The organism is Pukyongia salina (assembly GCF_002966125.1).
Classification (GTDB): Bacteria; Bacteroidota; Bacteroidia; order Flavobacteriales; family Flavobacteriaceae; genus Pukyongia; species Pukyongia salina.
Map to the genome: position 1 here is coordinate 2,678,708 of NZ_CP027062.1, position 23,613 is coordinate 2,702,320.

Here is a 23,613-nt window from a genome sequence, read left to right on the forward strand (position 1 = left end):
AAAGAAAATAAAAATAAGATCGAAATGAATATTAAAAAAACACTATCCCTGCTAGGAGTTGCCGTCTTTATGGTTGCTTGCGCTACTAATCCTTTTACAGGTAAGAAGACAATGGCTCTGGTACCGAATTCCCAGATCTTTCCTATGGCATTTCAGCAATACGACCAGTTTTTAGCCGAAAATAAAGTAATAACCGGAACGGCTCAGGCCAATAAGATTAAAACCATTGGCCAACAGATTGCTACCGCATCGGAGAGATGGTTAAATGCTAATGGTTATGCCGGATATCTAAAAGACTATCAATGGGAATACAATCTGGTAGATGATCCGGCTGTGAATGCCTGGTGTATGCCGGGAGGGAAGATTGTTTTCTATACCGGAATATTACCTATTGCCCAGAACGATGCGGGAATTGCTGCGGTTATGGGACACGAAGTGGCACACGCTCTCGCCAATCACGGACAGCAGCGTATGAGCGCCGCTCAGTACCAGGGATTAGTTGCAGTGGCCGGAAACGTAGCTTTGTCTAAAGATCCTGAGGCACAGGAAGATTTTAATAAATATTACGGACTTGGTTCGACTGTAGGTGTTATGTTACCTTTTAGCCGTAGTCATGAAAGCGAGGCCGATCGCATCGGGCTCACCCTAATGGCCATTGCGGGATACGATCCCATAGAAGCAGCAAACCTTTGGAAAAGGATGCAGGCAAATGCGGGCGGACAGGCACCCCCGGAATTCTTGAGTACGCACCCTTCTAGCCAGACGCGAATTAACAATATTACCAGTTGGGCCCCAGAGGCAAAAGCCGAAGCAAGGAAATATGGGGTTACCACTTTTAAAAAGAAATAATACGTCCAAATAATTTTATTACTTTAGAAGCTGCCAATTCACGGCAGCTTTTTTTATGGCCAACCTACCCAAGGGAAGTAAGAAACTATTAAATGCCTGGGCGTTTTACGACTGGGCGAACTCCGTGTACAGCCTGGTTATAGCATCGGCTGTTTTCCCGATTTTCTATGGCGCTCTTACACTTCTGAAAGATGAAAACGGTAAGATCCTGGACGATACGGTAACATTTCTTGGTTACGACTGGAACAATGACACCTTGATAAGCTATGTTACGGCAGCCGCTTTTTTAATGGTTTCAATTTTAAGCCCTTTACTTAGTGGAATTGCGGATTACGTAGGGAACAAGAAGATCTTTATGAAGTTCTTTTGTTATTTGGGAGCCGTTTCCTGTATAGGATTATTTTGGTTCTCACTGGAATTTCTTTGGTTCGGATTGTTGTGTTATTTCCTCGCTTTAATCGGTTTTTGGGCCAGCCTGGTATTCTACAATTCGTATCTCCCAGATATAGCGTTTCCCGAACAACAGGATAAGATCAGCGCAAAGGGATACTCGATGGGTTATATTGGAAGTGTATTGCTACTTCTTATTTGCCTTGCGATGATTCTATTTCACGAATCTTTCGGCTTTGAAGACGAAGGCCTTCCTACCAGGCTGTCTTTTGTACTTACAGGTGTGTGGTGGATAGGATTCAGTCAATACACCTATTATTACCTTCCGAAGGGAAATAAAAAAGAGAAATTTACCCGGCACCTGCTGTTCAATGGCTTCAAGGAGATCAATAAAATACTAAAGCAATTGGCTCATAACAAAGTTTTGAGGCGTTACCTGGCCGCATTTTTCGTCTATAGCATGGCTGTCCAAACCATTATGCTTGTTGCCACTTACTTTGGGATCGAGGAGTTGGATTGGGGGGATTCTGATCCTACATTCGGACTAATAGTCAGTATCCTGCTCATTCAATTGGTGGCAGTTTTAGGAGCCATACTTACTGCACGGTCATCGGCCAGATTTGGCAATATAAAAACACTCATTGCCTTAAATTTTATCTGGGTAGTAATATGTATTTATGCCTATACCATTACCCAACCTATACAATTTTATGTCACAGCTGCCTTTGTTGGACTGGTGATGGGAGGGATCCAATCCTTATCGCGGTCTACTTATTCTAAATTCATTCCTGAAGGAACCCTGGATACTGCTTCATATTTTAGTTTTTACGATGTTTCCGAAAAGATAGGCATCGTGATTGGGATGTTTAGTTATGGCTATGTGGCCCAGGTGACAGGCAGTATTCGCTATGCTGTACTATTCTTTATCGTGTTTTTTATCATAGGTATTATTTTACTCTTTAGAGTTCCACGAAATGCCTGACTTTATACAATTTTTACTTATGTTTGCGTTTATTACCAAACAAAACTTACTTACTTATGAAAAAATTTCAACTAGGTAGCTGGTTATTGTTATTTTTTCTTGCGCTCCAGTTTTCTTCCTGCGACAACGAACCCCTTGAAGGGGAATTTCCACAAGAAGAGGTTGTGATAGCCGAAGAAGGACAATTTGTGGCAACTATTGGAGGTCAGGCCTGGACAGCAGGTACAGCTTCTGCAGTTTTCGATGCGCAGAATACCCTTGTCGTAACCGGAACCCTCACCGAAACAGGACAAAGCATCTCACTTACCATTGAAAATGGAGCCGTAGGTGTGTTCGACATTTCGGCCGGCGTAGGAAATGAGAACAGCGGAGTATATATAGACGCCAATCAGCTTAATCCTTATATTTCTGCAGCTGCTTTAGGCGGTTTCGGACAATTAGAAATTACCGAAATTAACAATACAGATATGACCATTTCGGGGAATTTTAGTTTTGAAGGGGTGAGGATCGCCCTGGATAATGAAGGAAATCCCATAACCGATGGAAACGGAGATCCTGTAATAGAGAATATCACCATTTCCAACGGTGCTTTCAATTCCATTCCTTATACCGAAGACGCCGGTGGCGGTGGCGGAGGAGGAGGAACTTTAGATCCTTTCTTCGCAAAAGTGGACGGGGAGGATTTTATTCCACAGACGGTAAATACCACCAGAAACGTTATTTCAAATGTTCCGATGATCAATATTATAGCCCTGAACACATCGGGCGAAAAGATCAGAATAGATATTCCTGAAGACCTTGGAGTTGGAACTTTTTCGATGGAACAGTTATCAGACGGAACCAAACTCATTGCACAATACAACGCAGGCCTTGGAACAGAAGACCTGTCTTCGAACCCAGGAACCATAGAGATCACCGAATTCAATACCCTGGCAGGACGAATTGTAGCGACGTTCTCTTTTACGGCAACAGACCCCTTAGGATTTGATCCTACAGTGGTTGAAGTGACAGAAGGATCTTTCGAACTTCGTTACGAACCAGCGGCTACCAATGTTAATAATTCAATGATCGCTACAATTGAAGGAGTAAGTTGGATGGCGAACTTTGTAGACGCCTTCGAATTTGATCTCTCCGGTACTCAAACTGTTACCGCTAGAGGATACAACAGCGAAACAGGAGAAATGGTCGAAATTAGTTTTCCAATGGATCTCGCACCTGGAAGCTACGATTTTGTTAGTATGTTAACCCCTGGAGAGTCTATAGCGAAATTCTATACTGAAGTTGGTGGAGCCGAATATACTTCTACAGATGGTAGCATTATAGTATTAACCAATGATCTCTCAACCGGAGGAACAATACAAGCGGCCTTCCTGTTCTTTGCGGAAGATCTTAGCGGTACAGATCCTACTACCTATAGCTTAACGAATGGTGAATTCACGGTAGAACTTTAAACATTCTGTTTTAAATAATAAAACCGCCAGCTCTTTAAAGAACTGGCGGTTTTCTTTTTGATTTGAAATTGTTTTTCTAGTTCATACTTATTCTTCCGGAACCAGAGACTTTGGTATCCCTTTTATCGGGATTTCCTTTATAAACCACATCCCCAGAACCATGGACACGGGCTTTTAAGAAGTTACTGGCGTAAACGGTAGCGTCACCCGATCCGGATACGGTTACTTCTGTATTTTGGGATCGTAGGTCGTTCCCATTAAAATCGCCGCTACCAGTAATTCGAAGGTTTAAATTAGTGGTAGTTCCACGAACTGCTACATCGCCCGATCCGGTTAGGGTAGTATTTACGGTATTGGCTGCCACCGCCAGGTCCACATCACCAGATCCTGTAAGGGTGATCTTTAGTTCGTCACCATTAATAGGGTCTTCGGTATCTACATCACCCGAACCTGTAAGAGAAACTTCCGAAATATCGTCGAAAGGCACATACACATGTATACCATTTTTGGTACTTAGCGAGACATTATTTTCGGTTCGAATCTTTAATGCATTATCGACCACTTCCACGATAATGTATTCCTGCAGATTCTCATCCGTTTTCACCACGATATTTCCTTCAGTACCTTTTTTCAGATGTACATCTATAGAGCCAAAATTCTTTATGGCATCGTAATTTGAAGTGTTTACTGTTCTGGAAGTAACATTACCGTTACCTTTAACTTTCTTTGAACCCCACTGGGCTACTGCTTCTCCAGTGCCCATAAGGACTAGGAATAGCACAATTACAAATTTGATCATTGATTTCATACTGTTAGTTTTTTGATAGTTATTGTTGTTTTAAACTTACACCACCGTAAGTTGAATTTATATTAATGGTATTACCCGAATTCCTGCTTTTGTTATATCCTTCGTATAATTTGTCGGATATGCTCTTATCACTGGTAGTAATATTAAGACCATCGCTGTGATTAAATCCTGCGTAAGATAACTTTACCACAAAATCAAAATTCAATCCGCTGTCATAGCCTAATTTCACGGCTGTATAATCAGATTTAATCATCACTGTCTTTACCGAGGAAGCCAGACGTTCCACATTGATGGACCCATAATCCAAATTTAGATTAAGCGATCCGGTGATCGTGCCTATTTTATTAGGGATATAACTTCCTCTTCCCACCAGATTTTTCGCTTTACCTACTTCAAATTTTCCATAATCACTATTGTAATTAATGTCGGTAACCTCACCGATCTCAGATTTCGTATAATCGGCATTTATTTCAAGGCGTTCGGCCTTATCGATGGAAAATCCAGAGTAATCTGCATTGATACGGCCACTCTTCATATAGGAAATTGTTGAGTTATTGGTGTAATCAAAATTCAGATAATTATCATCTGCCATAAGTTCGCCAATTACTATCTGGCCGTAATCACAGTTGATCTTAGCATTACCCTCCAGGCGGTTCAACCTTATAGCTCCATAATCGTTGGAAAGGTCTACCGAATTGGTTACGGGAAGCTTTATCGAATAATTAATTTCCATATGGACATTATTCTTCTTACCCCAGAGATTCCAGGAACTCTTATTTCCACCAAAAACAGTTTTGGCCGTTACTTTGGAAGCCGTCCCCGAGAAATCCACACTAATTTCGTCTAATCGTTTCTGAACTTTCTCCTCATCATCACCGTTGGTGGTGATGGTCACTTCGATTACAGTTCTGTTCTCATTCCAGGTGGTTACTTCTATATTTCCATAAGAATTAGAAACCTGTAATGCTGCGTTTCGATTTACGCTGTATTCTTTATTCAGCGTTTTGGTCTTGGTATACTTACCTTTAAATTTTTCGTTAGCTGTCGCCATAACCGGCAACATTAAAAGTATTATCAGGGATTTAAATAGTAATTTCATTTTCATTCGTTTTAAGGGTTTTTACTTCCTCGACGATAGAAACCACCTGCTCAAGCAGGTCGATCCTGTTTTGGAAATTGGCGATCATGGCATAAATTACCCTCTTATCATTTCCACTTTCCACAAGATCCAGCTTTAATTGCTGGTATTCCTCTTCAAGGTTGGTTATTCTATTTAATGCGTCGTCGATCATAGCTTTGGTTTCGGGAGTTTCGAAACTTTTTAGCTTATCGATCTCGTTGTTGATGGCTGAGACGAAAAAAGTCTGTGTTTGTTCCATTTCCGGAGAAACACTTGCTAATTCTCGAGATTGCTCCGGGCTTTTCAAAAATGTAAAGCCAAGCACCAGAATAATAACTACCGAAGCTGCGATCGATAAAGGTTTCCACCAGTTTCGGCTCAATTTGCTTTCCTGTTGGGCATTTAAACGATCCATAAACCGTTTTTCATGTCCATGAGGTGTCTGGTGCACATCAAACGTCCCCTCCAGGTTTTCAAATAGCGTTTCAATAGTATCTTTTTTCATATTGCTTGTGTTAACTTTTTACGTAAACTCTCCTTTGCACGGGATATCAGGGTACGACAATTTGCATAGCTGATATTTAATATTTCGCATAATTCCTCATAATCGTATCCTTCAATGAAATGCAGGTTCAAAATTCTATGATAACTCTCATGCAATTCACCCATACATTCCAGCAGTTTCTTAGCCTTGATACCAGAATAGTCTTCAAAATCGGTTTCGTATTGATCTTCTTCTGTTTCTTCTGAAATGCCCTCATCTGAAACCATTATGTAACGGTTCAATTTTCGATATTGGGTTAAACTATTGTTGATCACAATTCGTTTTAACCAGGCACCGAAAGAAGCTTCCCCTTTAAAAGTATCCAGTTTATTGAAAGCTGTTATAAAAGATTCCTGCATGATGTCCTCGGCTTCAGCCTTATCTTTCACAATTCGCAGTGAAATATTAAACATGGCCTGCTGGTACCTTTTGTAAACTTCCATCTGGGCTAACTGATTTCCCTGTTTACAAAGAACGAGTAACGTATTAATATTTTGAGTGGTTAGCGTCAATTAAAAAACATATGTTTACCCTAAAGATAACCCTCTAGGTAATTTGTTACACCTGGGTTAATAATTTTTTTCCAAATGGCATAACAATTGACCTAAGGTAATAACTATGAAGTCGAGAATCCCTTAAAAACAAGGGGTTCCGTGAGTTTGAACGAATATAAAACCGAAAGTAACATTGTGGTATCCGTAGATTGTGACACAATGTCTTAAAACATATTATGGCTAAAACGAAATTAACGACAGTGGACAGTTTGTCATTTCAGGATCTCACCGAAGATGCAGATCTTATTCCCTTAATGACTCCGGAAGATGAAGACGCTATGAATAAAGAGGACCTGCCTCAGGTGCTGCCCATTCTGCCTTTGCGAAATACTGTTTTATTCCCGGGAGTGGTGATCCCGATCACCGCCGGGCGAGATAAGTCTATAAAGCTTATTAACGAAACCAATCAGGGAAATAAAGTTATTGGTGTGGTCTCTCAAAAGGAAGAGGCAAAGGAAGAACCGGAAATACAGGATATAAACAGAATAGGCACCGTGGCACAAATATTAAGAGTGCTAAAAATGCCCGATGGAAATACCACCGTAATCATCCAGGGGAAAAAGCGCTTCGAACTCAACGAAGTGATCACCACAGATCCTTATATGACGGCTACTATACAAGAAGTCGCAGAGGCACGCCCGGCCCGGGACAATGAGGAGTTCAAGGCCATCATAGATTCTATAAAAGAAATGGCGCTGGAAATCATAAAGGATAGTCCCAATATTCCTTCCGAAGCCGCATTTGCCATTAAAAACATTGAAAGCACCAGCTTCCTGGTAAATTTCGTATCCTCCAACCTCAATATCAGTGTGGCGGAGAAACAGAAGCTTCTTGAGATCAACGACCTCAAGGATCGCGCTCTGGAAACACTGCGATATATGAACCTGGAAATTCAGAAGCTATCTCTAAGACAAGATATCCAATCCAAGGTTGAGAGCGATATTAGTCAGCAACAACGTGAATATTTCTTACAGCAGCAGATGAAGACCATTCAGGAGGAACTAGGAGGAAATTCTTCTGAAGCGGAAATTGAGGAAATGCGAAGCCGGGCCAAGACCAAGAAATGGGATGCTAGTATTAAAGAGCATTTCGATAAGGAATTGGCAAAAATGCAGCGTATGAATCCGCAGGTGGCCGAATTCAGTATCCAGCGGAATTACCTGGAACTTATTCTGGATCTCCCTTGGAATGAATATAGCAAGGATAAGTTCGATCTAAAACGCGCTCGAAAGATACTAGACAGGGATCATTATGGACTGGAAGATGTGAAAAAACGCATAATCGAATACCTGGCTGTGCTTAAGCTACGGAATGATATGAAATCTCCCATCTTGTGCCTGTATGGTCCTCCCGGAGTGGGGAAAACCTCTCTTGGTAAATCGATAGCCGAAGCCTTGGGACGAAACTACGTGAGGATGTCCCTTGGCGGACTTAGGGACGAGGCAGAGATTCGCGGACACCGGAAAACCTATATTGGGGCTATGCCTGGCCGAATTGTTCAAAATATCAAGAAAGCGGGCACTTCTAATCCGGTTTTTGTATTGGACGAGATCGATAAGCTTTCTATGGGCCATCAGGGGGATCCGTCATCGGCCATGCTTGAGGTGTTAGATCCGGAGCAAAACAACGATTTTTACGATAATTTCCTCGAACTTGGTTACGATCTGTCTAAGGTGATGTTTATCGCCACTTCCAATAGTTTAAGCAGCATTCAGCCGGCCCTAAGAGACCGAATGGAGATCATCAGGGTTTCCGGGTATACGATCGAGGAGAAGGTTGAGATCGCTAAGAAACATCTGCTTCCGAAGCAATTAAAAGAACACGGCCTAACTAAAGCACATCTTAAGATCGCCAAACCACAATTAGAAAAGATAGTTGAGGGGTATACACGTGAGAGTGGTGTACGTGGTCTGGAGAAACAGATAGCCAAGATGGTTAGGTATGCCGCCATGAAAATTGCGATGGAAGAACCGTACGAAGTGAAGGTAACCAACGAAATGATCATAGAAGTACTAGGAGCGCCGCGTATGGAACGCGATAAATACGAGAATAATGAAGTAGCAGGTGTAGTAACCGGCCTGGCTTGGACCTCGGTTGGTGGGGATATATTATTTATAGAGTCTATTCTGTCTAAAGGCAAAGGGCAGCTTACCATGACCGGAAACCTTGGAAAAGTGATGAAGGAATCGGCCACCATAGCGCTGGAATTCATTAAATCCAATGCCGAAAAACTAGGACTTTCTCCTGATATATTCGAGAAATACAATGTACATATTCATGTTCCTGAAGGGGCTACGCCTAAAGACGGACCAAGTGCAGGGATAACGATGTTAACCTCCTTGGTCTCCTTATTCACTCAGCGAAAAGTAAAGAAGAGTTTGGCAATGACGGGAGAGATCACTTTAAGAGGTAAAGTGCTTCCGGTGGGAGGGATCAAAGAAAAGATCCTGGCCGCTAAACGTGCGCGTATCAAGGAGATCATGCTATGTGAAGATAACAGGCGTGATATTGAGGAAATAAAACCGGAATACCTGAAAGGGCTTACCTTTCATTATGTAAAGGACATGGACGAAGTATTGGATGTAGCACTTACCAATCAGAAAGTGAAGAATGCTAAAAAGCTCTAGGCTGAGCTCGAGATTTGTTTTTCACAATTTTCAACACGGACCTGCCGGCAACATATCAAATTCAGTTATAGATACAATGGTTTATCTGCAATAGGGTTGGTAGCCCGTCAGGACAATCACATTACGCCATAGATCCATGTAGTTTAATTCATGTAAATACAACACAGTATGGTTTGATTTGATTGAAAACACAGGCGCTTTTTTAGGGAATTTCGGGGGTGTATTTTAAAGGTTAATCATTTCGTGCTCCGCTAAAAATAAATTATACTTGCAGTCGTTTATGTTTTCAGGGAAAAGAATCTCACGCTCCATGCACCAAAGGGTTTTTTACGTTTTAGCATTGTTTATATCGGTAACTACGTTGGCGCAGGTGGGTGGACGATCAACCTATCAATTTCTTAACCTTGTTAATTCTCCGCGACAAGCTGCTTTAGGAGGGAAAACTGTAACCAATTACGACTGGGACGTAACACAGGCCTTATTCAATCCGGCCAGTATCAACCCGGCCATGGATAATCAACTGTCCCTTAATTATACCAATTATATAGGCGATGTGAATTACGGTACTGCGGCCTATGCCTATATGTGGGACCGGCGAACCCAGGTACTTCATGCAGGAGTAACATATATAAATTACGGGAAGTTTGATGGTTACGACGAATTTGGGAATCCAACCAGTAGTTTCACTGGGGGAGAAGTAGCTGTTTCCTTTGGTCATGCTCGAAATATTGCCTTCACTAATTTTCATATAGGCGCAAACATCAAATTAATTTCATCGACCCTCGAGCAGTACTCTTCCTTTGGGGGAGCGATCGACATAGGGGTGATGTATGTATACGAAGACTGGGATCTACACATTACAGGGGTGGCCAGGAATATTGGTACACAATTCACTCCTTACGATTCGGTTTACGAGCCCTTACCATTTGAACTGATCTTCGGAATCTCTCAAACACTACAAAATATACCTATTCGCTGGCATTTCACCCTGGACAATATGCAGCGCTGGAATGTGGCTTTTTCTAATCCCGATCGCGAAATCACAGATCTTGAGGGAAATGTACAGAAGGAAAAGATTAACTTTATAGACAATGCTTTTCGGCACATGATACTGGGGATCGAACTCTTCCCGGAATCCGGCTTCAATATACGCCTGGGGTATAATTTAAGAAGGGCCGAAGAACTAAGGATCGTAGATCGGAGGGCTTTTGCCGGCTTAAGTGCCGGGTTTTCGCTGCGCTTAAATAAGCTGCGTTTAAGTTATTCGTACGCTAAGTATAGCACGGCCGCTTCTACAAGTAATTTTGGACTAAATATCAATCTTCAGTAATGAGGAAAATTACAATTGCTATCGATGGTTATTCTTCTACAGGTAAAAGTACCGTTGCGAGGCAATTGGCAGACTGGCTGGACTATGTATATGTAGACTCCGGTGCAATGTACAGAGCGGTCACCTTGTATGCGCTTCGGAAAGGGTTTATTTCTGAAGAAAAGTTTGATAGAAATGCGCTCGTTGAAGCCTTACCCGGGATCGCCCTGGAATTCAGAAAGAATAAAAACGGAAAAGCCGAAATTTACCTGAATAACGAGAATGTGGAGGAACACATCCGTACCCTGGAAGTATCCGAATTTGTGAGCCCTATCGCCACAGTTCCCGAAGTACGTAGAAAACTGGTAAAATTGCAACATGCCATGGGTGAGGGCAAAGGTGTGGTTATGGATGGTCGAGATATTGGAACAGTAGTATTTCCAAATGCCGAATTAAAGATTTTCATGAACGCCTCTGCAGAAGTGCGCGCCAATAGGCGATATATCGAACTTCGCGACAGGGGAGCCGATATTTCCTACGAAGAAGTCCTGGACAATGTGAATGAACGGGATCATATAGATACCCATAGAGAGGATTCTCCGCTCCGGAAGGCAACAGATGCCATCGAGATCGACAATACCGAAACAAATATCGAAGATCAATTTCACACCATACTTCAATTGGCAAAAGACCGAATTGCAGGCAGAATATAACCCTCCTCACGATATAATTGTAAGAAAATCATGTATTTATAGGTGATTTCATCGATTAAATTTGCATTTTATCTCAGAAAAGCGTTGATTTGGGCCTAATTAGCCCCTAAATTCCTACAAATGAAACGCTTAATTCCTGCTTATGCATTATTATGTGCCACGATATTTCTTGCTTCCTGCTCTCAGGATCAGGATATCATGGAAACAGATTCCAATTTGTTAGCTGATGCTATCCTATTGAAGGATGAGTTGCCAAATAAATCCTACGACACCAGTAAGAAGGGCCTCTACCACGGCGTAGTTGCCGCGGCCAATTCTACCTCAAGAGGTAAAATTTGGATCAATTTGGCAAATAACGCCAACTATTATGCGCTTATAGAGTTGGTGTCCGGTGAAGAAATGGCTTTCAAACTCAAGCCACAATTCATGATCAAATCTACTGTGCCTACAGTGTATGAATTTACAGGAGATGCCGGATCATTTATCATCGATGTAACCGATAGTAACAATCCACAGATCCATGATTTGGTTTTAAACAGCCAGAACTATTTTTCACAAGTGGTTAAAAGTATGAGTTATAATATGGCCAGTAGCGCAACTGCTGTGTTTACCGAGACAGGTAACCCGGCATTTACAGGTACATGGAGCCTTATAGCAGATGGAACAATTAGTAGCCCTAATGGAAATGGTGGTGATGGAATAACCTCGGTGATGGTAGTGTATTTGGGTGAATTCTTCGAGGATTTCGATTTCGACTCGTATAACGCCTCGGTTTGTTTAGGAAACGGTAATTATGTGCCTACTTTAAATTCCTTCGGAACTTCCGGCTTCACAATAAGCGATTACCAAACTACAGCCTTTGCCAATGGAATGGCGAAATGGAATCTAAGTTACGACCCTAATACTTCCTCCTATATGAATTACTTACTTTGTCAGCCGGAAAGTGCAGGAACCTTTTCATGGTCCAGTATTGACGGAACTATTGTAAAGTATGGAGAGATCATCCTCGATTAAGTTATTCCGAAAATAAATGGTAAAACAGCCTGAAAAGGCTGTTTTTTTTATACATTAACTCCAAAGAGATAGCCTATCAAGGCAGTAATTCCCACAGCTAGGGTTCCCCAGAGCGTGATTCTTAAAATAGAATTTATAACGCCGATCTTTATCCAATATGGTTTCAATATTACTTTTCCGGTTGCACCTTAGAATGAAGATATAAGCAGAAGAAATATAGTTGCAAAGAAACGTTGTAAGGGGAGGGGTAACAAAAAAACCACCCCGTAAAGGGTGGTTTAATCTGGCTAACTTTAACTAATAACTATATAAGTCCGGTATTAAGAAATATATGGCTTTCCCGGCATCGCCATATCTGTACGCATAAATGCGTCTTGCATTTGTTTTAGCTGAAACAGGTCCTTTCGCTGCCATTCCTGCTTCATGATCGTATGGATGTTTCTTGCAATGTTCATGGTAAATTATTTAATTAGTTTTTGGTCTAAAGTGGCTATTTAACGATAGCGTCTTTTCATGTTCCAGGTAAATCCAAAACTGGATTTAGGCTTTTCTGTTAAAGTGTTCGAATTTAAAGTTCTCATGGTTGTTGTTTTAAATGCCACGTTAGTTTAACTTTTGTGGCGGGTTGTTATAATTTGAATTAATTATCTGTAACGTCTCTTAGAGTTCCAGGCAAATCCCAAACTTGTTTTGGGTTTTTCGGTTAAGGTGTTTGAATCTAATGTTCTCATGACTGTTGTTTTTAGTTGTTATTGTTCGTTTTTAAATTGATTTATTCGATCGATGTATTAAGTAGACGACGCGGCAGGTAAATTGTTACAGTACTTTGTAATACATAGTACTATTTTAACAAATTTTAACAATCTTTAGAAGGAAAAATAGGGGGGCAATACTATTATTTATGGGGTCTCGGAGTGATTTTGCTGCTTTCGCTGAAAAACTGCAAGAATAGCTAATCCTATGATTTGTACCACAGGGATGATTAAAAAATTGATCCAGACACTTCGTATAGTAGGGATAAATACAGCAATGGTCCCAAACACCACTATAAAAGCAATAGCTCCTATCACAATGTCCCCATAGTCCGGATCCTTCCTGGAACTATACATTATAATGAGCGGGATAAAAATAGCAGACAGGAACTTAATCAATCCTTCGGTAAAGGCCTGGGTTACTGTAATATTCACGTCGGAAAGGTCTATAAGCTTGGTTTTTGGCTTATCAAGCTCCTCCAAAACTTCCATTAACTCTTTATTTGTGCGCACAGCTATCAAACTATCCCCGCCACTAATGGCCTGTACTTTCTCTATGATCTCAATTTTTCGGTCGATACGATCGTAATAATAAGAGGAACTGAAGAAACTTTCAAAAACGAAGAAGATTATTCCCCCTATCAACAGGAGACTGATGATCCATTTCAGAAACCTTCCAAGAGTAAGATTCCTAAATAACATATGCAGGCCTTTGGCCAGTTCGGACGCAGTTTCAAGGTATTTGCTCATAATATTCCAGTTTATACGTCTGAAATAATTAGGGAGCCAAAGATAAAATTACGCTTATTTGCTTAAATAACAGCGTTTTAGCCTGGATTATTTACTTCAGAAAAAATACAAAAGAGTTAGGAAACCCTTTGAATATCAAAACAAAAGCATTACTTTTGCCGTCCTTTTGGCGGTTAATCAGGTACAAAAGGAAGAGAAAAACAAAACAAAAACCCTTCTGTGGGATCTCCGCAACTTACCTGAGAGGAACACAGAATACAAAATAGTTTCTTATAGGTTCATTAGTAGCATAAAAGAAACTTTACTTTAGAAATGGCTGAAAAAGCAGAAGCTAAAAAAGCAACAAAAACTAAAGCCAAAGCTGCCAAAGCAGAGGCAAAACCTGAAGCCGCTACCGAAGAAGTAGCAGCAGAACAACCAAAACAGGAAGTATCGCTTAAAGAAAGCAATCCTGACAAATTCCTTAAAGATTTTAACTGGCACAACTACGAAGAGGGAATAGACCCTATCGAAGACGGGAAACTTGAAGAATTCGAGAAGCTCGTTGCCGAGAATTTTGTAGACACTTTAGATGACGAAGTAGTGGAAGGGGAAGTGATCCATATCACAGACCGCGATGCTATTATCGACATCAATGCAAAAAGTGAAGGTGTAGTATCACTTAACGAGTTCCGTTACAATCCGGATCTTAAAGTAGGTGATAAGGTGGAAGTATTGATCGATGTACGTGAAGACAGCACCGGACAGTTAATCCTATCACACAGAAAAGCAAGAACCATCAAAGCATGGGATCGCGTAAATGCAGCTCATGACGAAGGTACCATCGTAAACGGATATGTAAAATGTCGTACAAAAGGTGGTATGATCGTAGACGTATTTGGTATCGAAGCTTTCCTTCCGGGATCGCAGATCGATGTGAAGCCAATACGCGATTACGATATTTACGTTGGAAAAACCATGGAATTCAAGGTGGTGAAGATCAACCATGAATTTAAGAATGTGGTGGTTTCTCACAAAGCGCTTATCGAAGCCGATATTGAAGAACAAAAGAAAGAGATCATTGCCCAGCTTGAAAAAGGACAAGTTCTTGAAGGTGTTGTTAAAAACATCACTTCTTACGGTGTATTCGTAGACCTTGGAGGTGTAGACGGACTTGTACATATTACTGACCTATCATGGTCACGTATCAACCACCCGAACGAGATCGTAGAACTCGATCAGAAACTAAACGTGGTAATACTGGACTTCGACGAGGACAAAACTCGTATACAACTTGGTTTAAAGCAGCTTAATCCACATCCGTGGGATGCGCTTGGTGAAGAACTAAAAGTAGGAGACAAAGTAAAAGGTAAAGTAGTGGTTATTGCAGACTACGGTGCCTTTATCGAAGTAGCCGAAGGTGTTGAAGGCCTTATCCACGTGAGTGAGATGTCATGGTCTACTCACCTTAGAAGTGCACAAGACTTTGTGAATGTTGGAGACGAAGTTGAAGCTGTGATCCTTACTCTTGATAGAGAAGAACGCAAAATGAGTCTTGGTATCAAGCAATTGACTCCAGATCCATGGACCGATATTACCAAGAAGTACCCTGTTGGAAGCAAACACAAAGGGATCGTTCGTAATTTCACCAACTTTGGTGTGTTCGTAGAACTGGAAGAAGGGATCGATGGTCTTATCTATATCAGTGACCTGAGCTGGACCAAGAAAGTGAAACACCCAAGTGAGTTCACCAATATTGGAGATACGCTGGAGGTTGTGGTATTAGAACTTGATGTGGAAGGCCGTAAACTAAGCCTTGGACACAAGCAAACCACCGAAAACCCTTGGGATAAGTACGAAGACGAGTTCGCCGTTGGAACGAAGCACACCGCAGCTATCGACGAGATGGTAGATAAAGGTGCTGTGATCAATTTCAACGAGGATATCACTGCCTTCGTACCAAAACGTCACCTGGAGAAAGAAGACGGTACCGACCTTAAAAAAGGAGAAGAAGCCGAATTCCAGATCATAGAGTTCAATAAGGACTTTAAAAAGGTAGTTGCGTCTCACATGACCATTCATAAGGAAGAAGAAGCTAAGATCGTTAAGCAGGCAGCTAAAACTGCTGCCAAGCAAGCGGAAGAAGCGAAACCAACCTTAGGTGATGCGAACGCAAAACTACAGGAGATCAAAGATAAAATGGAAGGCAAGAAGAAATAAGCCCACCATTTAAGCTATATACCAAAAGCCCTTCAGTAATGAGGGGCTTTTTATTTTGGGCGTTCCCGTGTAGTGACGATGAAGTAGAGCATAGCTCACTTCACGTCTGCTTCACGGGCGGGCTTTCGGCTATACACACCTGCGGCGGGGTATTTGCCTCAATCCCTAACGCATCGCACCACCCAACAATCCTCTATGTCCTGCTGAACTCGATTCAGCATCCACTCAATCCACACCCAACCCCCCTTTGTCATGCTGAACTTGATTCAGCATCCACTCGTTTCAGCATCCATTTGATTCAACCACCATCACCATTGTCATGCTGAACTTGATTCAGCATCCACCCGTTTCACCATCTACTTAATCCGAAGCCAACCCCTTTTGTCATGCTGAACTTGATTCAGCATCCACCCGTTTCAGCACCCTTACTAAGCAACAATTCCCGGGCAGTTGCAATTAATTATACAAAAACACTTACTTTTGTACCCTGAATACGATTCAGATCTACTGTATGAGCCAAAAAGTGTTACTAAACGCAACCGAAGTGCACATCGCCCTTCATCGACTGGCTTGCCAATTAATTGAAAACCACGATAACTTTCAAGACACCGTACTCGTTGGGATCCAGCCACGAGGGGTGTATCTCGCCGAACGCCTGAAAATAATGCTCGAAAAGGATTATAAAATCAAGAATATCCGCTTGGGATGTCTGGATATTACCTTTTATAGAGACGATTTCAGAAGGGGAGATAAGCCGCTGGAAGCTAACACCACCCAGATAGACTTTATATTGGAAGACAAGAAGGTGGTATTTATAGACGATGTACTGTATACCGGGCGAAGTATTCGGTCGGCACTTACCGCCATTCAATCTTTTGGCAGACCTACAGAGATCGAACTATTAACCCTCATAGACAGAAGATTTAGCCGTCATTTACCTATTCAGCCGGATTATAGAGGCCGTCAGGTAGATGCAATCAATAAAGAAAAAGTAAAAGTGTGCTGGAAAGAACAGGATGGTGAGGACGCAGTGTATCTAATTAGTAATTAATATGAGCGAATTAAGTGTAAATCACTTATTAGGAATTAAATACATCAACGAAGATGATATAAACCTGATCTTCGAAACCGCCGATCATTTTAAGGAAGTGATCAACAGGCCCATAAAAAAAGTCCCCTCACTTCGCGATATAACCATCGCTAATCTATTTTTCGAAAACAGTACCCGCACCCGTCTTTCCTTCGAATTGGCAGAGAAAAGACTCTCTGCAGATGTTATTAATTTCTCCGCGGCCTCATCTTCTCTTACTAAAGGAGAAACCCTTATAGATACTGTAAACAATATCCTGTCCATGAAAGTGGATATGGTCGTTATGCGACACCCTAATCCAGGTGCAGGGGTGTTTCTTTCTAAACATATAGACGCCAGTATCGTGAACGCTGGCGATGGGGCTCATGAACATCCAACCCAGGCCCTGTTAGACTGTTACTCGATTCGGGAAAGACTAAAAAGCGTATCTGGTAAAAAGGTGGTAATCGTGGGAGATATTCTTCACTCAAGGGTAGCATTGAGCAATATTTTTGCTTTGCAGAAACTTGGAGCTACAGTTAAAGTGTGTGGCCCTAAAACGCTTATACCTAAATATATAGAAAAACTAGGTGTGTCTTATGAAGGGAATCTTCGCAAGGCTTTAGAATGGTGTGATGTAGCCAATATGTTGCGGGTTCAGAATGAGCGAATGGAGATTAGTTATTTTCCAACAACAAGGGAATATACTCAGCAATATGGTGTCAATAAGGCACTGTTGGATAGTCTTGGCAAAGAAATTGTTGTCATGCACCCGGGGCCTATTAATCGTGGTGTAGAAATAACCAGCGACGTGGCCGACAGCAAGCAGGCGATCATCCTGGAGCAGGTTCAAAATGGGGTAGCCATCAGGATGGCTGTATTATATCTGCTGGCATCAAAAATTCAGCATAATGAAAATTAAAAATTACGAAAACTATGTGGTCCTGGCAGACGACCACGATGATCTAAAAGAATTTGCTTCTTTTCTTGAATTTCAGATATTAAAAAAATTTAAAGGTCAGAACGTGGTGATCGATCTTACCAATTACCTGGCACTTACCCTTGAAGAACTCTTGTATTTTCTAAAAACATCCAATAAACACAGGGCTACAAAGCAATCGTTCGTCTTGATCTCTTCAACCCTCGACCCAGACACCATTCCCACCGAACTCATTGTTGTTCCCACGGCACAAGAAGCCGCAGATATTATCGAAATGGAAGAAATAGAACGTGATCTTGGATTTTAGAGCAGATAAACACATCATCATATCCCGCAGTTCAATATGAACCTTACCATTCTTGGTTGTCATTCCGCTACTCCCCGAACCAGTGCTCACCCTACAGCACAAGTTCTGGAGATGAGAGGCCACCTGTTTCTTATTGATTGTGGAGAAGGAACACAGGTCCAACTGCGTAAGCTTAAAGTGAAATTCTCACGTATACGTAATATCTTTATTTCACATTTACATGGAGATCATTTCTTCGGACTCGTAGGTCTTATTTCAACTTTCAGGCTATTAGGTAGAGAAGTCGATCTGCATATTTATGGACCGGAAGGAATAAAAGAAGCCATCGTACTTCAATTAAAGCTGGGAAACAGCTGGACCAATTACAATCTTATTTTTCATGAATTAAGCTCGAAATCTCCTGAAACGCTTTTTGAGGACGAAAAGGTTAGTGTAGAGACCATTCCATTAGATCACAGGGTGTACACCAATGGTTTTCTTTTTCGCGAAAAGCCAGGAGAGCGTAAATTAAATCTGGACGCGGCCGTTAAATCCCGAATTGACAACAGCTACTTTTCTAAAGCGAAACAAGGGCACGACATCGAAAACAGGGATGGAGTGCTCATTAAGAACGAGACTGTAACTCATCCGCCGGACCCACCGGTATCTTATGCCTATTGTAGCGATACCGCATATCTACCAAAGATAGTGGACCAAATTAAAGGGGTTACTGTCTTATATCACGAGTCAACTTTCCTTGAGTCTCACCAACATTTGGCCGAGGCCACAAAACACAGCACGGCTAAGGAAGCAGCTGTAATCGCTAAGAAGGCAGAAGCGGGAACCCTTATACTGGGGCATTATTCAGGCCGATATAAAGATCTGGAAGATTTCCGTAGGGAAGCTCAGAATGTCTTTGATAATGTAGAGCTGTCTGAGGATGGCAAAACCTTTAAATTTTAACCCAGATTTAATTCTTTCATCTTTTCACAGCTTTTCCAAAACTCGTAACTTGCGTAATAAAGTTTTTGGCATGAGAGACAATCTTCATGATTACAGAAAAACCTATGAGAAAGGAGAATTATCCTGCACCTCGGTGGATCCCAATCCTATGCAACAATTCCGCACCTGGTTTTACGATGTGCAAGAGTCTGGTGGTGTGGACGAGGTAAATGCCATGACACTTAGCACCATTGGTGGTGATGGTTTCCCTAAAGGCAGGGTGGTACTCTTAAAAAAATACGATGAATACGGTTTTTACTTTTACACCAATTACAACAGCGAAAAGGGAAGATCGATTGCCAATAATCCTAAGGTGAGTTTATCTTTCTTCTGGCCTAATATGGAGCGCCAGGTGATTATCAAAGGGACTGCCGAACGAACTTCCGAAGCAGATTCTGATAACTATTTTCATTCCCGGCCCAAGGGGAGTCAGTTAGGCGCTGTGGTGTCCAATCAAAGCGCCACTATCGAAAGTAGGAAAGAACTTGAAGAGCAGTTGGTAAAGCTGGAAAAAGAATATAAGAACAAAGAGGTGGAACGTCCAAAAGACTGGGGCGGTTATTTGGTAAGACCGGTCTCCTTCGAATTTTGGCAGGGAAGGCCCAACAGGCTGCACGACAGGATTCAATACCTACTTAAAGATTCAGACTGGATTATTAACAGACTACAACCTTAAAAATTAGCTTACATGAAAACACTTTACATGGCCCGTCATGCCAAATCGTCCTGGAAATACGATCTGCCAGACCACCAGAGACCTCTAAAAAAAAGAGGGCATAATGATGCTACCCTTGTTTCCGAAAAGGCACAGGCAGAGCATAAACCGCCGCAAAAGATCATAACCAGCGATGCTAACAGGGCTCAAACTACAGCAATGTATTTTAAGAATGCGTTTGGGATTAGTGATAAGGATTTCGTACTTAATCACGATCTGTACGACTTTAGCGGGCAAGGTGTGATGGAGATCATCAAGAACCTGGACGATTCGCTGGATAGGGTAATGATCGTTGGTCATAATCACGCCTTCACGTCTATAGTAAATATGCTTGGAAATGAATATATTGATAACCTACCCACAAGTGGATTTGTAATGATCAAATTCCCGGTCGATTCCTGGAAGGACATCACCACGGGTAAGACCAAATCAATGATCTTTCCAAGACATCTTAAAGAATAACCTGCATGTCGAAAACTTCCAAAGTAGCTAAAAACCTGTATAGAAACCGTGAACTTAGCTGGCTCCAATTTAATGCCAGGGTGCTTCAGGAAGCCGAGGACAAAACTGTTCCACTTATTGAACGGCTTCGATTTATAGGTATATTTTCAAACAATCTGGACGAATTTTTCAAAGTTCGGTATGCTACCATTAAACGAATTGTAGAGGCGGGCAAAGGAGGACGCAGGGTATTGGGAGGAATATCGGCCACCGAATTGCTGGAAGAGATCACTCAAACCGTGATAGAACAACAGGCAACAAGCCTCAGTATTCTCAATAGCATTCAGGAAGAACTTCAGAAGGAGAATATCTATATTATTGATGAAACCGAACTAAGTCCGGAACAGGATAAATATGTTCTCGATTTCTTTATTCAAAAGGTTAGCCCTTCGCTTGTTACCATCATGATCGGGGAGCTAGAGGAATTTCCAAAATTAAAAGATAGCGCAGCCTATCTGGCGGTGAGAATGAAAATGTCTAAAGAAGACGTCACTTTCGAATCGAAGATAAATTATGCCCTCATTGAGATTCCAAGGCAAATAGACCGTTTTGTAGAATTACCCACCGAAGGTGATAAGCAATACCTCATAATGCTCGATAATCTTATTAGACGATGTCTTGGTAATATCTTCAGCATCTTTAATTATGAGAGTATTACGGCACATATGATCAAGATAACCAGGGATGCCGAATTGGATATCGATAGTGACCTAAGTAGAAGTTTCCTTGAGAAGATATCCCGTAGTGTGGAAAAACGCAGCTCGGGCGATCCGGTACGATTTGTATATGATAAGAATATCGATAAAGAAACTCTGGAATTCCTCATGAACAAAATGGGAATAGATAGCACTGATAGTATTATTCCTGGGGGAAGATATCACAATAGGAGGGATTATATGAAATTCCCCAGCCTTGGTAGAAAAGATCTGTTATACGAGGCAAAAGAACCGCTTCGAATACCGGGCCTTAGCCTGGAAGGAAGTATTTTGGAGAAAATTGCCGAGAAGGATTACTTGCTTTATACCCCTTATCAATCGTTTGGCTATGTTGTAAAGTTTCTGAAAGAAGCTGCCCTGGACCCAAAAGTAAAATCGATAAAGATCACCATTTACCGCCTGGCCGAGTCCTCACAAATTGCCGGAGCACTAATCAATGCGGCGAAGAATGGCAAAGATGTTACCGTACAAATAGAATTGCAGGCTCGCTTCGATGAAGCGGCTAATATTGGCTATGCTGAAGAAATGCAAAGCGAAGGAGTTAAGTTAATATTTGGGGTTACCGGGTTAAAGGTGCACTGTAAAGCTTGTGTGATCGAACGGCTTGAAAATAAGAAAGTATCTCGCTACTCCTTTATTAGCACAGGTAACTTCAATGAATCTACTGCCCGAGTGTATACAGATTATACGCTGTTCACTTCCAACCAGCGGATAGGGAAAGAAATAAATAAAGTTTTCGATTTCTTCCAGGTAAACTATCAGATCAAAAAATACAGGCATCTTATAGTGTCTCCTCATTACACCCGAAACGCGATCTACAATCTAATCGAGAAGGAAATACAAAACCATGAGCAAGGATTGCCGTGTGGGATACGATTAAAACTCAATAGTTTATCAGATTTTAAAATGATCGATAAGCTTTATGCTGCCAGTCAGGCAGGAGTAAAAATTAAACTCATCGTACGCGGTATATGTTGCCTCATCCCGGGAGTGGAGGGTATGAGTGAGAATATCGAGGTTATTAGTGTGGTGGATAAATTTCTTGAACATCCTCGATTATTTATCTTTGAAAATGGTGGTGATCCTAAAATCTATATTTCCTCAGCAGATTTTATGGGGCGTAACCTCGACAATAGGGTGGAGATCTCATGTCCTGTTTACGACGAGGATATAAAGGAGGAACTTATCGACACCTTCGAGATCTGCTGGAACGACAATGTGAAAGCAAGGATAATCTCACAGGATTCGGATAATGATTACAGGCGAAATGACAAACCACAAATTCGCTCACAGTTTAAATTGTACGAATATTACCAACAAAAATTAAAGTAATTTGCTGAATATAGATAAATACGCGGCTATTGATATAGGTTCCAACGCAATCCGACTTCTTATCGCCACGGTGATAGAAAGGGAGGGCAGTAAGACCTTGTTTAAAAAAACATCTTTGGTACGTGTTCCTATTCGTCTTGGAGCAGATGTTTTCTTGAAAGACAATATTTCGGAAGAGAATTACACACGTATGGTGGATGCGATGAATGCATACGTTCTATTAATGAAAACGCATAATGTTACAAGATATCGTGCCTGTGCCACTTCGGCCATGCGTGAAGCCAGAAACGGTATTAGCATTGCTAAAAGGATCAAGGAAGAGACCGGTGTTGAAATTCAGATCATCGATGGGAACGACGAAGCTGCCATAATTGCAACCACAGATCTTAGAGAACTTATTGATGATAATAAGGTGTTTCTATATGTGGATGTAGGTGGAGGTAGTACCGAATTTACAGTGTTCGCAAACGGAAAGGTGGTTACCTCAAAATCGTTTCAACTGGGAACAGTACGAATCTTAAATGATATGGTTCGCGAAAGTATTTGGGACGATGTGAAGACATGGATCAAAAAGACCACTCGTAAATACAGTAAGATCAATTGTATAGGTTCTGGAGGAAACATTAATAGTATCTATAAACTAAGTGAAAAGAAAATAGGCAAACCGCTAAGTTATTTTTACCTGGCCGGCTTTTACGAGGAATTAAAATCCTATACCTATCACGAACGTATCTTCGAATTACAAATGAATCCAGATAGGGCAGATGTGATCATTCCAGCCACCAAGATCTATCTTTCAGCCATGAAATGGAGCGGCTCCAAGAATATGTACGTTCCTAAGATCGGTCTCGCAGATGGTATCGTAAAAAGCCTATACAATGAAAAGGTAGCGGAAGAGATGGAGATCCAGATGCGAGATAAGTAAATTCCCAGATCCCATAGACTATTTATAGTACCGCTTTAAGTAACTATATAATTACTTCCTTATAA

At 41.4% G+C, this 23,613-nt stretch carries 22 protein-coding genes; 16 read left to right on the forward strand and 6 right to left on the reverse strand.

Annotation, left to right across the window (positions count from 1 at the left end; genetic code table 11):
- Positions 1 to 24: 24 nt before the first annotated feature.
- From C5O00_RS12075 to C5O00_RS12085, 3 genes are read left to right on the forward strand one after another with little or no spacing between them, the layout of a single operon-like run.
- Positions 25 to 849 (forward strand): M48 family metallopeptidase, encoded by an 825-nt coding sequence (locus C5O00_RS12075; RefSeq protein WP_105217095.1) that lies wholly within the window; start codon positions 25 to 27, stop codon positions 847 to 849.
- Between the two features lie 55 nt (positions 850 to 904).
- Positions 905 to 2,221, forward strand: a complete 1,317-nt coding sequence (locus tag C5O00_RS12080; protein WP_105217096.1) for an MFS transporter — start codon at positions 905 to 907, stop codon at positions 2,219 to 2,221.
- 56 nt (positions 2,222 to 2,277) lie between these two features.
- Complete coding sequence (locus tag C5O00_RS12085) at positions 2,278 to 3,672, forward strand: DUF6252 domain-containing protein (RefSeq protein ID WP_105217097.1); 1,395 nt, start codon at positions 2,278 to 2,280, stop codon at positions 3,670 to 3,672.
- A gap of 76 nt (positions 3,673 to 3,748) precedes the next feature.
- Here the strand turns inward: C5O00_RS12085 and C5O00_RS12090 are convergent, their stop codons facing one another.
- The 4 genes from C5O00_RS12090 to C5O00_RS12105 are packed head-to-tail and all read right to left on the reverse strand — an operon-like array spanning position 3,749 to position 6,587.
- The gene (locus C5O00_RS12090; RefSeq protein WP_244592986.1) at positions 3,749 to 4,480 is read right to left on the reverse strand and encodes a head GIN domain-containing protein; all 732 of its coding nucleotides are present in this window, start codon (positions 4,478 to 4,480) and stop codon (positions 3,749 to 3,751) included.
- Positions 4,481 to 4,499: 19 nt separating this feature from the next.
- A complete protein-coding gene (locus tag C5O00_RS12095) occupies positions 4,500 to 5,579 on the reverse strand; it encodes a hypothetical protein (RefSeq protein ID WP_244592987.1) in 1,080 nt (359 codons plus the stop codon).
- The gene (locus C5O00_RS12100; RefSeq protein ID WP_105217099.1) at positions 5,563 to 6,105 is read right to left on the reverse strand and encodes a hypothetical protein; all 543 of its coding nucleotides are present in this window, start codon (positions 6,103 to 6,105) and stop codon (positions 5,563 to 5,565) included. The genes C5O00_RS12095 and C5O00_RS12100 overlap by 17 nt, the downstream gene beginning before the upstream one ends.
- Entirely contained in the window at positions 6,102 to 6,587 is a 486-nt protein-coding gene (locus C5O00_RS12105; RefSeq protein WP_317046421.1) for an RNA polymerase sigma factor, read from the reverse strand. The genes C5O00_RS12100 and C5O00_RS12105 overlap by 4 nt, the downstream gene beginning before the upstream one ends.
- Before the next feature lie 287 nt (positions 6,588 to 6,874).
- On the opposite strand from C5O00_RS12105, the gene lon reads away from it, so the two are divergent.
- The 4 genes from lon (at position 6,875) to C5O00_RS12125 (ending at position 12,361) form a co-directional block, all read left to right on the forward strand.
- Entirely contained in the window at positions 6,875 to 9,325 is a 2,451-nt protein-coding gene (lon, locus tag C5O00_RS12110) for an endopeptidase La (protein WP_105217101.1), read from the forward strand.
- A gap of 310 nt (positions 9,326 to 9,635) precedes the next feature.
- A complete protein-coding gene (gene porQ, locus C5O00_RS12115) occupies positions 9,636 to 10,655 on the forward strand; it encodes a type IX secretion system protein PorQ (protein ID WP_105217102.1) in 1,020 nt (339 codons plus the stop codon).
- Entirely contained in the window at positions 10,655 to 11,347 is a 693-nt protein-coding gene (gene cmk / locus C5O00_RS12120) for a (d)CMP kinase (protein WP_105217103.1), read from the forward strand. Before porQ ends, cmk begins: the two co-directional genes overlap by 1 nt.
- Before the next feature lie 120 nt (positions 11,348 to 11,467).
- Entirely contained in the window at positions 11,468 to 12,361 is an 894-nt protein-coding gene (locus tag C5O00_RS12125; RefSeq protein ID WP_105217104.1) for a hypothetical protein, read from the forward strand.
- A gap of 320 nt (positions 12,362 to 12,681) precedes the next feature.
- Here the strand turns inward: C5O00_RS12125 and C5O00_RS14670 are convergent, their stop codons facing one another.
- Both C5O00_RS14670 and C5O00_RS12130 read right to left on the reverse strand, forming a co-directional pair.
- Positions 12,682 to 12,816 carry a hypothetical protein gene (locus tag C5O00_RS14670; RefSeq protein WP_262502241.1) on the reverse strand — a complete coding sequence of 45 codons (135 nt, stop codon included), beginning with the start codon at positions 12,814 to 12,816 and terminating at the stop codon, positions 12,682 to 12,684.
- Positions 12,817 to 13,260: 444 nt separating this feature from the next.
- Complete coding sequence (locus tag C5O00_RS12130; protein WP_105217105.1) at positions 13,261 to 13,863, reverse strand: hypothetical protein; 603 nt, start codon at positions 13,861 to 13,863, stop codon at positions 13,261 to 13,263.
- 312 nt (positions 13,864 to 14,175) lie between these two features.
- Between C5O00_RS12130 and rpsA the strand changes: the two genes are divergently transcribed.
- The 9 genes from rpsA to C5O00_RS12175 all read left to right on the forward strand — a co-directional run bounded on the left by rpsA (position 14,176) and on the right by C5O00_RS12175 (position 23,548).
- Positions 14,176 to 16,062: a 30S ribosomal protein S1 gene (rpsA, locus tag C5O00_RS12135; RefSeq protein ID WP_105217106.1), complete on the forward strand. Its 1,887-nt coding sequence runs from the start codon at positions 14,176 to 14,178 to the stop codon at positions 16,060 to 16,062.
- Between the two features lie 511 nt (positions 16,063 to 16,573).
- Positions 16,574 to 17,113, forward strand: coding sequence for a bifunctional pyr operon transcriptional regulator/uracil phosphoribosyltransferase PyrR (gene pyrR, locus C5O00_RS12140; RefSeq protein ID WP_105217107.1), 540 nt, complete (start codon positions 16,574 to 16,576; stop codon positions 17,111 to 17,113).
- A 1-nt stretch (position 17,114) separates the two neighbouring features.
- Entirely contained in the window at positions 17,115 to 18,053 is a 939-nt protein-coding gene (locus C5O00_RS12145; protein WP_105217108.1) for an aspartate carbamoyltransferase catalytic subunit, read from the forward strand.
- Entirely contained in the window at positions 18,043 to 18,378 is a 336-nt protein-coding gene (locus C5O00_RS12150; RefSeq protein ID WP_105217109.1) for a ribonuclease Z, read from the forward strand. The genes C5O00_RS12145 and C5O00_RS12150 overlap by 11 nt, the downstream gene beginning before the upstream one ends.
- A gap of 36 nt (positions 18,379 to 18,414) precedes the next feature.
- Positions 18,415 to 19,320 (forward strand): ribonuclease Z, encoded by a 906-nt coding sequence (locus tag C5O00_RS12155; protein ID WP_105217110.1) that lies wholly within the window; start codon positions 18,415 to 18,417, stop codon positions 19,318 to 19,320.
- A gap of 70 nt (positions 19,321 to 19,390) precedes the next feature.
- Positions 19,391 to 20,035, forward strand: coding sequence for a pyridoxamine 5'-phosphate oxidase (pdxH, locus tag C5O00_RS12160; protein WP_105217668.1), 645 nt, complete (start codon positions 19,391 to 19,393; stop codon positions 20,033 to 20,035).
- 12 nt (positions 20,036 to 20,047) lie between these two features.
- The gene (locus tag C5O00_RS12165) at positions 20,048 to 20,536 is read left to right on the forward strand and encodes a SixA phosphatase family protein (protein ID WP_105217111.1); all 489 of its coding nucleotides are present in this window, start codon (positions 20,048 to 20,050) and stop codon (positions 20,534 to 20,536) included.
- Positions 20,537 to 20,541: 5 nt separating this feature from the next.
- On the forward strand, positions 20,542 to 22,623 hold the full coding sequence (gene ppk1, locus C5O00_RS12170; RefSeq protein ID WP_105217112.1) for a polyphosphate kinase 1: 2,082 nt from the start codon (positions 20,542 to 20,544) through the stop codon (positions 22,621 to 22,623).
- Position 22,624: 1 nt separating this feature from the next.
- Positions 22,625 to 23,548: a Ppx/GppA phosphatase family protein gene (locus tag C5O00_RS12175; RefSeq protein WP_105217113.1), complete on the forward strand. Its 924-nt coding sequence runs from the start codon at positions 22,625 to 22,627 to the stop codon at positions 23,546 to 23,548.
- Positions 23,549 to 23,613: the final 65 nt, after the last annotated feature.

Coding starts and splice junctions, on each gene's coding strand:
- C5O00_RS12105 (WP_317046421.1), bottom strand. CDS start 6,587: ATGGAAGTTTACAAAAGGTACCAGCAGGCCATGTTTAATATTTCACTG.
- C5O00_RS12150 (WP_105217109.1), top strand. CDS start 18,043: ATGAAAATTAAAAATTACGAAAACTATGTGGTCCTGGCAGACGACCAC.
- C5O00_RS12155 (WP_105217110.1), top strand. CDS start 18,415: ATGAACCTTACCATTCTTGGTTGTCATTCCGCTACTCCCCGAACCAGT.
- pyrR (WP_105217107.1), top strand. CDS start 16,574: ATGAGCCAAAAAGTGTTACTAAACGCAACCGAAGTGCACATCGCCCTT.
- cmk (WP_105217103.1), top strand. CDS start 10,655: ATGAGGAAAATTACAATTGCTATCGATGGTTATTCTTCTACAGGTAAA.
- C5O00_RS12090 (WP_244592986.1), bottom strand. CDS start 4,480: ATGAAATCAATGATCAAATTTGTAATTGTGCTATTCCTAGTCCTTATG.
- rpsA (WP_105217106.1), top strand. CDS start 14,176: ATGGCTGAAAAAGCAGAAGCTAAAAAAGCAACAAAAACTAAAGCCAAA.
- C5O00_RS12095 (WP_244592987.1), bottom strand. CDS start 5,579: ATGAAATTACTATTTAAATCCCTGATAATACTTTTAATGTTGCCGGTT.
- C5O00_RS12080 (WP_105217096.1), top strand. CDS start 905: ATGGCCAACCTACCCAAGGGAAGTAAGAAACTATTAAATGCCTGGGCG.
- lon (WP_105217101.1), top strand. CDS start 6,875: ATGGCTAAAACGAAATTAACGACAGTGGACAGTTTGTCATTTCAGGAT.
- C5O00_RS12165 (WP_105217111.1), top strand. CDS start 20,048: ATGAAAACACTTTACATGGCCCGTCATGCCAAATCGTCCTGGAAATAC.
- C5O00_RS12145 (WP_105217108.1), top strand. CDS start 17,115: ATGAGCGAATTAAGTGTAAATCACTTATTAGGAATTAAATACATCAAC.
- C5O00_RS12075 (WP_105217095.1), top strand. CDS start 25: ATGAATATTAAAAAAACACTATCCCTGCTAGGAGTTGCCGTCTTTATG.
- C5O00_RS12130 (WP_105217105.1), bottom strand. CDS start 13,863: ATGAGCAAATACCTTGAAACTGCGTCCGAACTGGCCAAAGGCCTGCAT.
- pdxH (WP_105217668.1), top strand. CDS start 19,391: ATGAGAGACAATCTTCATGATTACAGAAAAACCTATGAGAAAGGAGAA.
- C5O00_RS12125 (WP_105217104.1), top strand. CDS start 11,468: ATGAAACGCTTAATTCCTGCTTATGCATTATTATGTGCCACGATATTT.
- ppk1 (WP_105217112.1), top strand. CDS start 20,542: ATGTCGAAAACTTCCAAAGTAGCTAAAAACCTGTATAGAAACCGTGAA.
- porQ (WP_105217102.1), top strand. CDS start 9,636: ATGCACCAAAGGGTTTTTTACGTTTTAGCATTGTTTATATCGGTAACT.
- C5O00_RS12100 (WP_105217099.1), bottom strand. CDS start 6,105: ATGAAAAAAGATACTATTGAAACGCTATTTGAAAACCTGGAGGGGACG.
- C5O00_RS12085 (WP_105217097.1), top strand. CDS start 2,278: ATGAAAAAATTTCAACTAGGTAGCTGGTTATTGTTATTTTTTCTTGCG.
- C5O00_RS14670 (WP_262502241.1), bottom strand. CDS start 12,816: ATGAACATTGCAAGAAACATCCATACGATCATGAAGCAGGAATGGCAG.